Below are 12,667 nucleotides of genomic sequence, written 5' to 3'. Positions count from 1 at the left end.
CCGTTAATCCAGCTCCAGAAAAGCGCGTATCTCGTCTAACCTGTCTAAGCCATCCTGATAGCCATACTCAATCAACTGTCGGGTGTAGGCTTTTTCGAATAGCAGGTAACTGGTTAAACTCGACGGAGAGTGCCGTTTTACCCCGATAGAACGCAGTAACAGCTTGATGGCCATTGGCAATGCATCGTAGTAGTGCAGCGCCAGTTCATTAAAGTTGTGAGTAGGGTTAACCACCAGAGTATTAATATGTTTGAGCTCTTTGTGTTTGTCTCTGGCAGGCAACAGGCCCACCGTGCGATTAACCCGCTCCAGCCGCTCAAGATCAGACTGCAGCGTGTCGCTGAATACACTATCAAGTAAATGACCTGCCACCACAGACATGCCCGGAAAATGCGGTTCGTAACCAATTGGCGTGGGTATTTTTGGCTGCTCCACACCAATAATAAAAATTTTTTCTGCCCCCAGATGAATCGAAGGGCTGAGCGGTGACAGTTGGTGGATTGAGCCATCGCCATAATAATGATGTCTGACCCGTACGCTGGGAAACACCATGGGAATGGCACTGGACGCCATCAGATGATCAAGCGTGATGTGATCGGGTACGCCAATACGTTTAGCGCGCTGCCAGGGCTGTGCATCTCTTGCCTGATAAAATGACACAGAGCGACCAGTCGAGTAACTGGATACAGTAACTGACAAGGCATCCAGATAACCACGCTGAATATGGCGGTCGATCCGAGAGAGATCGAGCACATCGCGCAATAAATGGCGAAGAGGGGTGTTGTCGAGCAAGCTCGCTGGTGGCTGGTTAATGTATTCCGCCTGAAAACTTCGCATCATATTACCCAGAATATGGCCAAATGCCCCGATAAAACCGCTTTCATAAACCATATCGGTATGGAAGTTTTTCCAGATAGACTCCACTTTTCGAATGGCCAGATGCATATTCGAGGCATAGCAGGCAAGGCCCGCTGAGTTGATAGCGCCCGCCGATGTACCATTAATAATACGAAATGGCAGCGGTGCGGTTCTGGGCAGGCTGTGTGCCAGTGCCTTAAGTACACCAATCTGATAGGCCGCACGAGCGCCGCCACCGGTTAATAGCAGGGCCGTTTGAGGTCGTGAACGCGAGGTGTGATGTTGACTCATATGCTTCCTTAACCACTCAAATTTATTTGGCTGATTTGAGATTGCCATATCAGCCATAAAAGGTCAGACACTACTACTATAACGGTATGTTTAACTTAGTAAAACAGTAATACATCGCTTAACCGAAGCAAATTCATTGACGATTCATATTGAGCCCATATGCTCACTAACCTGTAATTGGTATTGCACCTTATCAGGGATGCGATATCTTTTACTATACTGATCCACTCAATTGAGTAGCTAGCCTGAAGGCAAGCCGGGCTCAGCGATATTAAGGCAAAAATGGCACGGCCTGATCGCAATGCATGTGAGCGCCCTGATACCGTGAGCGGCTGAGTTTATCCTCCTCATGGCGACCTGCTCACCTGGATTAGTATTGAATACTCACCAATACAGGAAGCATAGGTGAGTAGACGCGTTTAAAGATACCAAAAAAGCCACAGGTTGCAGGCGCAAAGGTCGTCAAAACGGCCATCAATAAGCTATAATCTTTTGTATATTATAGATTATTTTTGTTGTCTGGTGAGTGGCAGGCCGCTATATCTGGTACTTTAATCACCCTAAGTGCAACAAATTCGTTTAGCAAATTTAATGGAGTTTCCATGTCAGAGCACAACTCAGCAGAATCAAGGAACAGCAAGCCTTCTAATAGCCACTTACTGCTTGCCGTAAGCGTGGTCGTGGTCCTCGTGATAGTGGCCATTTTTGTGCTTTCAAACCGGGACAATCAACAGGAAAACACAAAGTTTAAACAGGATGTTGTGGTGCCGGAGAAAACACCAATGGAAGTCGTTAATACCGCGCGCCCGGAGCCGCAGCCTCAGGTTGAAGAAGCTGTTGAGCCTGCACCGATTGTGGAGCCTGAGCCTATTCCTGAGCCAGAGCCGCTGCCACAGCGCGAACCAGAGCAACCGATTGCAACGCCGCTGCCCTCACTGGACGACAGCGACGTGGCTCTGAGCGAGCAAATTTCGAATTATCTAAGCGATACCGCGATGGATTTAGTGGTGACCGAGGACATGATCCGTCGTAGCGTGGTGTTTGTGGACAACCTGGCACAGGGTAAAGTGGCTAAAAAGCACTTCCCGGTCAGCAAGCCCAAAGACAGCTTTATGGTTATTGAAGATGATATCATCATCACAGATCCAAACAGCTTCGAGCGCTACACGCCTTATGTGAACATGCTGAATGCCATGAGTACTGCGCAACTGGTGCGTACGTACAACAAATTCAGACCCTTGATAGGGGAAGCCTATGAAGAAATTGGCTACGACGGGGGCGAGTTCGACCTGACTTTGCAAGAAGCCATAGGCGAGCTGCTGGAAACTCCAATCCCGGAAACCAGCCTGCCTTTACTACAAGAGTCAGTCACCTACAAATATGCCTATGCAGAATGGGAGCAACTGTCTGATGCACAAAAACTCTTCCTGCGTATGGGTCCGGAAAACATGAAAAAAATGAAAAAGCGCCTGCAAGACCTAAAAGCCGAGCTGGCCAAGTAACCCGAAAACAAAGTAAAAAACCCAACCAAACCAACAAAGCTCGTCTAATTGTATACTCACTATGCAGTTAGCCGGGCTTTTTAACATTTCCCCTTGCAACATGACGCGAAACTCGCGATAATCCCTCCCGCGCCAAACAAGGCCCTCAATGGTAGTCTTATTGGTCCTCTCGCAACGATAGTTCGTGAACCTGGTCAGGTCCGGAAGGAAGCAGCCACAGCGAATGACTCGTGTGCCGGGATGTGGCTGGTAAGACTGCCACCCAAACTCCAAAAGTTTGCGGTGTCAGATTTCACTTCAAAATCAAAAATCTTCTAAAGCTAAAAAAAAACTTTCCAGCTACGCTGTTACTTTGCCATATATGTTCTGTGTAATATTTGAATATTCAGAAAGCTCATGTTGCGTAAAGCAGGAGCCATATCCGTGAAAAAGCAGAGCTGTCGATTTTATGGTTGGTATTTGGCTGACAGGTCAAATGGCCGACTAGTCCAATGCCTATCTCATATTCCTACATCATTTCTTGTTGTACATGGCTGAACTAGCTTTGGTGCATACTTGCCTGTTGACTTAGTTTTAGTAATGCTTAAAAGTGTCTATTATTCTAGGGGCATGCAACAACTTGCTTCTATCAAATTCATAGAAGGATGTGAGTAAATTGGCAAGGAATAATAACCAGATCGCGTTGGCTGAAGTTTTAAGAGAGTTTGAAGATAACGGTACTACCTTTACCGCTGAGATGGTAGCTCAACGCACTACTTATAGTAAAAACTCCATCAACAAGTACATTAATGAGAAGTTGCTTGATAAGTTCATTTTTCATGCTGGTTCACGCACCAAATACCGTATTGAAGGGATAAGTGCATTGTCAAATGACGCATTCCTTTCGGTAATGAGCCAGTCAGCAAAAGTTAAGCAGAAATCACCAGAAGAGCAGTTTCACGACAAATTGGTTAGTCGGAGCCTCGATGCATTCACTTTGGCGCTGGAAGTATATAACCGACCAAGTATGAAAAATCGAGTTGAGGCATTTGCAATCATGATGGTCAATGCTTGGGAGTTGCTGCTTAAAGCAGAGATCCTCAAAGCAGAAGGATATGAAAAAATCTTTTACGATGGAGAAAAAAGTATATCCATTTCAGATGCGGTTAAACGAAGGCTGCAAGAGAAAGATCCCGTCCGAATCAATTTGGAGTCGATTATTGATTTACGTGACCATGCCATCCACTTGCTGATACCAGAGTTACAGCCACAATTATCCCGACTTTTTCAAGCCACTGTCTTGAACTTTCAAACACGTTATAGGAACGAAATGGGCAATGCACCTCTTGCTGGACAAAGTGTGGGTATGCTGAGCTTGGTAGTAGATGGCCCAGTTCCAGAGATAGCATTAATACAAAAGTTATACGGTAAACATGCTGCTCGATCTGTTGCAAAGTTCATTCAACGTTTTGACGAAACATCGAGAAAAGTTGATTCTACAGAGTTCTCAATACCTATTGATTACAGGCTTGCTCTTGTTAAACGGGAAGACGAAAGTGATCTTTCGCTTAGTGTTGGCGATACAGGCGAAGGCGCTATTATTATTACGAAGACTAAAGACCCTGATGCTACTCATCCCTATCATACTAAAGGGGCGATTGAAGAAATAAACAAACGGCAGTCAACTATTCCAATTAAGAGTGGGGCTTTTCAAGCTGTGTTAAGTAAACACAAAGTTAATAGTCAGACAAAGTCTGATATGCGTTGGGTGATTGATGGAAGGCCTCGCTATTCTGAAAAATTCATCAGGTGGTTTGTTGACAACTTAAAACAGCCCAAATGGCTGGAGTCAGCTAAGGAGTTTAGGCGCAGCCAACTTAGGAACAAACGCTGATATGTCAGATATAAAGTTTGATTGTGGGACTCTCGATAGATGTTTATTCATCGGCGTCGTGTACGATTTATACCAACCACTTTACTTTCGAGATTTTGAATTTGAAACTGCACCTCCCGAAGTGAGTTATTTACTGGGCGTCCATCACAGGGCGAGTGCCTTGAACGATACATTCAAGTCACTTGAAACTATCTACCAACTATTATCACTGACTAATCTTCCGATCGAGACTCCTCTTGGGAATATTTCACGGTATAACTGGGTTAGATCTATTCTAGATGTTCTGTTAAGCAGAGTAACGTCTATTAGGGATTGCGCATTTCTATTGATTGAATCGGTTTGTGAGGTTGGTCTACTTCCTCGCCAAGTATCCAAAAAAGCATTAGTTCGCAGTGAAAAAGTATTAGCTAACTGTAGACTAATAAAAGTAATAAATGCAATAGCTGAAGCGGGCAAACACGTACGCGAGGAAAGAGATAGACTTTTTCATCGGGGAGAGAGAAGGGCTTTGGGGAGCCTTCCAGAATATTATTATGCGGCAAGTGCTATGGAAGCTTTTGGAAGTTTAGGCAAGTGTACTGGACCTGGTGGAGAGGAATTGGATCTCGAAGCGGAACACAAACAGGTTATCACAGAGATAGAGGACGAACTCCATCAAGTTGTAACTGCACTGTCGACAACGCTCACTGAAACTTTTGCAAATCTCTACCCAGAGTTTAAAAAGACGTTTATTCAAAAGATGGAGGCCGGAGATGGTGTAAGTGAAGTCGCGTTGGGTTTGATAGAGCGAGCTGAACATTACAACATTAAATTTTCTCAAAACTAATCTATTGAAACAAAATTTTGTGAGCATTTATAACTAGCAGATAAAAAGAGTAAAGTCATTTGCTTCATCACTCCTGTAGAAGCAAAGTGCCTAGCATGACTTGCATTAGTTCATTAAATGAGGGTCAAGAACCCATACACCTTGTCGCGGATTATCGGTTGTAGTGGTATCTTGTGTTAGCGCGAAATATAGAGCAACAAGAGGAGAGCGAGACCAGTCTAATAGTCGCGTTGGAAGACCATGATCTTGCATCAAAGCATACACTTTCCATGGGTTTGATTCGTTAGATTCGTTAGATTCGACATATTTACCATAGTCCCGGAGAAATCGGTAAGCAATAGTGTCTTCTGTTTCTGCATCTAATTGCATCCACCGAGCTTGCGGAATTAATCGAAAATCAATACTTCCAACACCCCGAAACCAGAGATCTGCGCCCAGCTCAGAAATTACCTCTACATAATGCCCTAGACTTGAATCACTACATCTTCCTTATAAGAAACTGGCAGGTGCACCTAATTATCATATTAGACAGTTTTACAAACGTGCTGTTAGAGACTCGCTTTCCTAGCAAGGAAAGTAATACCCTGATTTTGCGTGTAAAATATATATAACTCAAGGTTAACTTTTCGGACTGGGCATCAAACTCAAAAAAACGCACTTGCCTTCTAAAAAACAAGTGCGCCTTTTTGCTCAATCAATAAAGCATATTAATCAAGTAGATCAATAACACTCGACCGCAACAGTATTCCAGGTATTCGGGCTACCATCAACGTATTTGTTGCAAATGCCTTTGGCAAACAGGTTTTCCAGGTGGTAACCAAAGCTGGTGAAGTGGACCAGGTTGCCGAAGAAGGGGAACTGGCCATAGAATTGTAGCTCGACGAGCATGTCGTCGAGATTGTAATTCGTTTGCTCAGCAATAAAGCTCTGATCAATGGCTTGCAGGTTGATGATGGTTGGATCCGGGAAGCCAGGAACGACGACATGCAGGTATTCTTCATCATATTTACCATCGTAAAACTTCACTGTTTTCATCATTTCAGTTGGTGACAGCTGAGTCATGGCCAGTCTGAAGTCAGTGACTTCAAACACTTCGCGCGTCAGGTTTCGGTTTACGTAAATTTTGCCGGGTAAGACATCATGTAGTGCACGCATCACAGCTTGCTCGTCGTCGGTAACGGCTTGTGCCAGCGCATAATCTGGGAATCTGGCATTGGTAAAGCGCTCATAAGATTCTTTAACCATACCCATAAAGAAGGCAACTGTTTGCTGGCGCGCGATGATGTGAGCCTGCTCTTCAGTAACCGTTCTGGACATCAACAATGCGGCTTTTTTACCTGCATAGAAGCTCACCAGATTCTGGGTGATTGAATACACCGCAGCATTCGATGAGTTTTTAGGGTTACCACCCTGATGAATGCGAGTGCCATCGGCATAGTCAAAAATAGTACTCAGGTCAAAGCGACCGTTTTCTTCATTTTCACGCGCTTGTGCATTCCATTGAAACAGATCATGAGAAGCAAGGCCCATTACACCGATATCGACAACCCGGATTGGCTTTTTAGCCAGGGCCGGCAGGGAGAACAGCAACAGCAGGAGTACAGAGAGTATTTTCATGGTTATATTTTCCTTAAATGCAAATGAGAATAATTATATTAATTGTTTTTGTTGTGTGGATCAACGCAAGTGTTTATGTAAAGTCTGGTTGAACTTTGGTTGTTGATTGATACAAGAGCGGGCTGTTAAGTGTGATTGGTTTTTTGAAGCGTTTGCAGTCAGAGATTATTCTTAACGCGTAAGTGTGTGCTCACTCCCTTTTTCATTCTCATTTATTGGGTTGTCGGTTTGCTGTTGACCTCACTTGCTTTTAAATACTCCATTTCAAAAAATACCTTTTGACGAAGTGCCGAATATTCACAGTGCCAATTGCAGCGTGTGAACGAGTGAAGGTGTCATTGGTAAGTCTTAAATCAGCAATGTATATCTCAAAAAACCTTCATCAGAATAGTGGGTTAGTGCAATGGAAGCGTCACTTTTTGTCACTAAGGTGTGCAGCGAAATTTTTTACTCATCCGGGTTACTTATGCTGTGGGCCTGTCTGGGTAATGCCTTAATAAAGACAAAATAACAACGAACTACCGGAGAATAAGATGAAAGTTAAGCACCTGATGCTTTGTGCACTGATGTTGTTGAGTACACACAGTATGGCCGATTCACTCAAAGTCATGGCCTACAATATTATGCAACTCAATGTACAAGACTGGGACCAGCAAAACCGGGCAGAGCGTTTACCCAGTGTGCTGGCATCGTTGAGTGACAGCCCGGATGTGATCCTGATAAGCGAGGCCTTTAACAATGATGCAGAGCAGGCGCTGGCTGCATTGTCTGCGATTTACCCCTACCAGACACCTAACGTCGGGCAGGATTGTAGCGGCAGTGGCTGGGATGGTTTAACAGGGAACTGTTCAAACAGCCCGTTTGTGATCCGTGGCGGCGTGGTGATCTTGTCTAAGTATCCAATCCTCAAGCAAAAAGCACACGTGTTTAAAAACAGCCTGAACGGCAGCTGGGATTATCTGGCAAACAAAGGGTTCGCCTATGTAGAAATAGAAAAAGGCAATCAACGTTATCACCTGATAGGCACGCACTTACAAGCCACACATGACGGCGATACGGCACAAGAGCACCGCGTACGTATGGGCCAGCTAAGTGAAATTCAGTCATTTATTGAGGCAGAAAATATTCCTGCCAGCGAGCCTGTTATCATTGGTGGTGATATGAACGTGGAGTGGAGCAAGCAGCAGGAAGTCGCGGATATGCTTGCAACAGCGCATGCGCAATTAAACTTTCAGACGCCAGAGGTAGGGTCATTCCCGGCGAAACACAACTGGTTCACCAAGGCCAACGCTTATTACTTTGACTACAGCCTGGATTACAACGACACACTGGATTACGTTTTCTGGCATAGTGGCCACAAACAACCCAGCAATGCGCCAAGCATGACGGTACGTTATCCAAAAGCACAACAAAACTGGTACTGGAGCTATCTGCGCGGCAACTGGAACCTAAGCAGCGGTCGCTACTATCATAACGGTTACTATAACGAGCTATCTGATCACTACCCGGTACAAGTTAACTTCGAGTTCTAATGCATGTTAGAAACTGCCTTACTCAACGTATTGTTGAGTAAGGCAGGCCAAGCAAAGCAGACTACGCTGTAGTGCCTCGTTGTAAGCGAACCAGATAAATAACTCCTTCATCCCAGACGGCTCGTGAGTCGCGTTCTACCTATACACCGCGTGTTTTTTCTTTATCATAGACGAGCCGTATGTCATCCCGGACGCTTGCGAGCCGGGATCTGCCTACAATCACGCAGCTGTAACTTGTTTTAGACGAACTTTACAAACCACTCCGTCACTCTGGGCGTGTGCGAGCCCACCAAGCTGGCCGTGCAAGTGTTGCCAAACCAGGCGAGTGTACGTGATATCGATGTTGCTACTTGAGAGATGCAAGGCGCATTCAGATAGTTGGCGAAAAGGAGAAATAGAGCGAACGAGATAGCTATCCGATGTGGTTGCCTGATATATGAATATCGCGGTGAGGCGACTCTGCCAATACAATATGCAAGGGGGAGTAAGTCATGCTATGTCGAAATCACAACACCTTGCCAAATAGGTAAATAGTGGGTCTAATAATACGCATAATTAACGTTGTTCGGGCAGGGAATGAGTCACGTTGTAACGGTTTAAGTCACAAATGGTTGAAAACAAAAGTTACTCCTCAAAAGCAAATTCCCATAGCGTAAACCGCACCAGCCGGATACGCCTGCAGGTAGCAGCCCAGTTCAACAAGCGATTATGCGTACAGCGTACGCATGAATACTAAAGCGTCAGGCGGCAAATAACCTCGGAGATATAGCTAATGACCTCAGTCAGCCCTGAATCTCATACCGGAGAGTTGGGAGTTTCGTTCATGCAACTTCTGTGTGGGGCTAGTAAAGTTATTTTTCGTCCTATTCAGCTATTCGATGTTGGTATTGACGGGTTGATAGAACCTCAAGTTGAAAACGTCGCCACTGGAGCTTTTATTGGTGTTCAAATTAAAGCTGGACCAAGTTTTAGGCGCTCAGGTGATAGTAAGTATGTGTTTCGAAGTGATAGGGCTCATTTTGAGTACTGGTCACGCTGTACATTGCCAGTAGTTGGTGTTGTCTACGATCCTGAAACCCAAAAAGCGGTTTGGACTAACTTAAGTGATTTCGCTAGTCGAGCCCTTTCAACCAATGGCCCATGGTCTGTTAATCTGTCATTGGAGTGTGACGAGTTAAGAGCCGAGACTCTTTCAAATCTGATATCTAGCGCTGAATTTACGCGAATCAACAGACGCTTTGAAGATTCAATGTCCGCAACGATGATTCAGCATGAAGGTAATAAGCAGATAAAGAATGTCAGCGTAAACAAAAAGTTAGCGTGGGAAGAGCTATTCGAAACGTTTTTGTCCTTACTCCATGATGAGTGGACTGTCGCAGATGCTGGTTACAGGCTTTCCTGGTATTTTCCGATGGAAGAAAACGATCCTCGACGTGTCTTTGCGTTGGCTCGTCTGGCACAAGTTAGTGATGTGCAGCTATTCAAGATTATTAGTGCGATGGAGCGAGTTCAGGAAGACAATGCAGACCCTGTCGCAGAACACCTTTGCTATATAATTGGATATGTCCAAAATGTAATTGAACGATTAGAAGAAGCCGTCGTTCAGGGGCGACTGCGTGAAGGGAGTGAGTGGGTAGCTATTCAAGCTATTGAGCTAATTGGAGAAGATCAGAGAGAAGATTTATGGGCCAAGTGCAGCGCCTAACAAAACCATCAAGCCGACGCCCTTCCGTCGCCTTTATTGGGCTTGGCGCGAGCGCCAGTATAGCCCAAAAAACACTCTGGTCGGTTGCGGCTTATAGCAGCGTTAGTTATGAAATTTAGAATCTTAACGTTAATTTTTGTCTTATTAGCATCTACTAAATTGATTGGTTGTTCTGGAGAAACACGTATTGCTTCGCCAGATGAAAATCGTGAGGCCTCCGTTCGGAGTGACTCAGGAATATTAGTTCTTTCAATACTGGATGCAGGTGGCGAAAATTTATATACGGTTAATACTGGGGCTAGTGATTTCCAACGTTGGTCTATCGAGTGGTTAAATAATTCAGAATTACTATTAAGAAGTAGCGATATAGGGCCAGTAATTTTCGTAAATCAACCCGATGGTTCATGGGGAAAAGTAAACCCATTGAAAAAATTATCCCCTGATGGGCTAGAAGTTATTTACGCATATTGGAACAATTACAAAGAAAAAACACTGAGTCTCAGTATCTTGCAAGCTCATGGCGATGCAAAGGCGGCTTTTATTGTTAAGCAAAAAATTGAAACTCAGATCGTAGTCTTGGATTTAGTAAATTGCGCACAGTGGCAAGGAAATAATAATTTTGTCATTAAGACAGGTAGAGGTGAACGTATATTTACAAAAGATCAGGATGGCACTTGGGTCGAGAAAATGGCTGGCAACAAGTTGCTCAAAAAGACGCCTTTAGTTTAGCATTTTCTGATAACATGTGGTTTTAAAAGTACGTTGCTGGTATGCATTTAATCTAGCGCAGTTGCCTTCCTGTCATAACATAATCGTTTGAACCTAACTTTTTTGCTAAGCCTGATAGTCGACCTGCAAGGTCGGTTTGGGATTAGCACCACATATCACGTGTATGGAAGCGGTAAATAGCAAGTTGGTCGTTATACATGGCGATGCTGCCAAGCTGCTAATTCAAACGCCTGAAATTGTGCTTTACTGCGATAGGGCCCTTTATATTTCGACCCAGCTCATAAGAGAAAGCTGGTTGCTATCGAGCAAAGTCTCAGTTGCTAGCACTAATGAATCAAGGCACCGGGCATGAATTTGGGGGCAGTTTTTTCTGAGCATATCGTGTAGGATACTGATATCACTCATGGTGTTGTTATCTGGTTAGTTTTTGGCGAAATAAATTTGATCAAACAATACCGTGCGTGTCCATCATATTGATTTAAAATAAAATTATCTGGGGATTCCTCAGACAATGGCGTTATAACGCAGTCTGGTTTATTTTTAAGTTCTTAACATCCTTACAATTGCCTAAAGAAAGTTCAGTGATAGGCTATATACTTAAGGGTATTGAAATCATTATAGGTTAAATGTTTGTTTTTATTGTGTATTATTGTCACTAGTTCCCTATGACAAGTACATAAACTGGGGTAAAAGCTTGGGGCGATTCGCTTCGGTCAAATTTTTATCCATTAATCGGACGCAGACTACCCAAACTATGAAAGCATTTGTATTACCTTTGAGTATTTTTAGCGTACTTGTTTTGACTGTTTCGTACTTTTTTGAGATACCATTCTTGAGTTCTATGCTCATAATTATCTCACTACTTTTTTGCGGCGGTGTTATTACAGAGGGTGAGTACATGCCAGGTCAAACTGATAACCCAGATGGATCGGAAATACATCCATTTGCTGTGCTGGGAAGTTTAGCGTTTAGTTTCATTCTTCTAGTCGTTATCGGGTATTTTTATCCCAGCCTTTTCAACTACGGCTTTTAGGTAGCTGACAAGTGCATAAAGAAACGGGACCATAACAATTGGCTTGAACCTCGGAAGATGAGCCGAGGTGAGTGATGAATACCTTAATTGAGCAAATTCGATTGGAAATTGCCTATCGAGGTTACTCCAGTAAGACTGAAAAGTTCTACTTTGATGCGCTTCAAAATTCAGGCGTTTCTTTAACAAGCCGCTGGATAAAGTATCTACCGATTAGGTGAAGTAAGCCGTGTGTTTTCCTATCGGAAAGTAAAATTTACTTGGTTATATCTCGTCACAGCTTTTTCTTAAATCGGGGTTATTAGCAAACATTTGAAACCCTGATAGCAAGGTGTTCTTGTAGTTGTATACACCGCGTGGTTATTCCTTATGTAGACGAGCCGCAGAATCAGTCCGTCATCCCGGACGCTTGCGAGCCGGGATCTACCTTATTACCACTCCGTTGTGTTTTGTATAGTCACTACTAATTTAGCCGTGTAAGTGTTGCCTGGGAAATGAATATCGCGGTGAGGCGACTCTGCCAATGCAGTATGTAAGGGGGAATAAGTCACATTGTAACGGTTTAAGTCACAAACGGGGCCTTGTTGATCAAATCCAAATAGCTTAGGAAACGCTGCGATTTCAGCTGTTTCCCTGATATTCAGGCATACCTAGCCCGGCCATTCTATTGAGCACTTTCACTTTTATCATCGCTTCAGTGTGCT

General features: G+C 44.0%; 9 protein-coding genes and 1 other RNA gene. 7 read left to right on the top strand and 3 right to left on the bottom strand.

Translation table 11 applies throughout. From position 1 onward, the window contains the following. Positions 1 to 3: 3 nt before the first annotated feature. Positions 4 to 1,149: a patatin-like phospholipase family protein gene (locus tag NH568_RS16220; RefSeq protein ID WP_253048806.1), complete on the bottom strand. Its 1,146-nt coding sequence runs from the start codon at positions 1,147 to 1,149 to the stop codon at positions 4 to 6. A 602-nt stretch (positions 1,150 to 1,751) separates the two neighbouring features. On the opposite strand from NH568_RS16220, the gene NH568_RS16215 reads away from it, so the two are divergent. The 4 genes from NH568_RS16215 (at position 1,752) to NH568_RS16200 (ending at position 5,350) form a co-directional block, all read left to right on the top strand. Continuing rightward, entirely contained in the window at positions 1,752 to 2,651 is a 900-nt protein-coding gene (locus NH568_RS16215; protein WP_253048804.1) for a DUF3014 domain-containing protein, read from the top strand. A 158-nt stretch (positions 2,652 to 2,809) separates the two neighbouring features. Further along, positions 2,810 to 2,906, top strand: an RNA gene (gene ffs / locus NH568_RS16210) — signal recognition particle sRNA small type. A 391-nt stretch (positions 2,907 to 3,297) separates the two neighbouring features. Further along, entirely contained in the window at positions 3,298 to 4,524 is a 1,227-nt protein-coding gene (locus NH568_RS16205; RefSeq protein ID WP_253048802.1) for a DUF3644 domain-containing protein, read from the top strand. A 1-nt stretch (position 4,525) separates the two neighbouring features. After that, positions 4,526 to 5,350 carry a hypothetical protein gene (locus NH568_RS16200; RefSeq protein ID WP_253048800.1) on the top strand — a complete coding sequence of 275 codons (825 nt, stop codon included), beginning with the start codon at positions 4,526 to 4,528 and terminating at the stop codon, positions 5,348 to 5,350. Positions 5,351 to 5,455: 105 nt separating this feature from the next. Here NH568_RS16200 and NH568_RS24225 read toward each other — a convergent pair whose 3' ends face one another. Both NH568_RS24225 and NH568_RS16195 read right to left on the bottom strand, forming a co-directional pair. Next, positions 5,456 to 5,788, bottom strand: coding sequence for an FRG domain-containing protein (locus tag NH568_RS24225; protein ID WP_366041564.1), 333 nt, complete (start codon positions 5,786 to 5,788; stop codon positions 5,456 to 5,458). Positions 5,789 to 6,070: 282 nt separating this feature from the next. Continuing rightward, a complete protein-coding gene (locus NH568_RS16195) occupies positions 6,071 to 6,967 on the bottom strand; it encodes a hypothetical protein (RefSeq protein ID WP_253048798.1) in 897 nt (298 codons plus the stop codon). A 533-nt stretch (positions 6,968 to 7,500) separates the two neighbouring features. Between NH568_RS16195 and NH568_RS16190 the strand changes: the two genes are divergently transcribed. The 3 genes from NH568_RS16190 to NH568_RS16180 all read left to right on the top strand — a co-directional run bounded on the left by NH568_RS16190 (position 7,501) and on the right by NH568_RS16180 (position 10,933). Then, positions 7,501 to 8,499: a sphingomyelin phosphodiesterase gene (locus NH568_RS16190; RefSeq protein WP_253048796.1), complete on the top strand. Its 999-nt coding sequence runs from the start codon at positions 7,501 to 7,503 to the stop codon at positions 8,497 to 8,499. Between the two features lie 772 nt (positions 8,500 to 9,271). Further along, a complete protein-coding gene (locus tag NH568_RS16185) occupies positions 9,272 to 10,204 on the top strand; it encodes a DUF4365 domain-containing protein (protein ID WP_253048794.1) in 933 nt (310 codons plus the stop codon). A 108-nt stretch (positions 10,205 to 10,312) separates the two neighbouring features. Beyond that, positions 10,313 to 10,933 (top strand): hypothetical protein, encoded by a 621-nt coding sequence (locus NH568_RS16180; RefSeq protein WP_253048792.1) that lies wholly within the window; start codon positions 10,313 to 10,315, stop codon positions 10,931 to 10,933. Positions 10,934 to 12,667 lie beyond the last annotated feature (1,734 nt).

The sequence above is a fragment of the Pseudoalteromonas sp. XMcav2-N genome (assembly GCF_024124545.1).
In the GTDB taxonomy this organism is placed as follows: Bacteria; Pseudomonadota; Gammaproteobacteria; order Enterobacterales; family Alteromonadaceae; genus Pseudoalteromonas.
This window is presented reverse-complemented; position numbering and strand designations above follow the sequence as displayed.

Coding starts and splice junctions, on each gene's coding strand:
- NH568_RS16220 (WP_253048806.1), bottom strand. CDS start 1,149: ATGAGTCAACATCACACCTCGCGTTCACGACCTCAAACGGCCCTGCTA.
- NH568_RS16185 (WP_253048794.1), top strand. CDS start 9,272: ATGACCTCAGTCAGCCCTGAATCTCATACCGGAGAGTTGGGAGTTTCG.
- NH568_RS16200 (WP_253048800.1), top strand. CDS start 4,526: ATGTCAGATATAAAGTTTGATTGTGGGACTCTCGATAGATGTTTATTC.
- NH568_RS16180 (WP_253048792.1), top strand. CDS start 10,313: ATGAAATTTAGAATCTTAACGTTAATTTTTGTCTTATTAGCATCTACT.
- NH568_RS16190 (WP_253048796.1), top strand. CDS start 7,501: ATGAAAGTTAAGCACCTGATGCTTTGTGCACTGATGTTGTTGAGTACA.
- NH568_RS16215 (WP_253048804.1), top strand. CDS start 1,752: ATGTCAGAGCACAACTCAGCAGAATCAAGGAACAGCAAGCCTTCTAAT.
- NH568_RS16195 (WP_253048798.1), bottom strand. CDS start 6,967: ATGAAAATACTCTCTGTACTCCTGCTGTTGCTGTTCTCCCTGCCGGCC.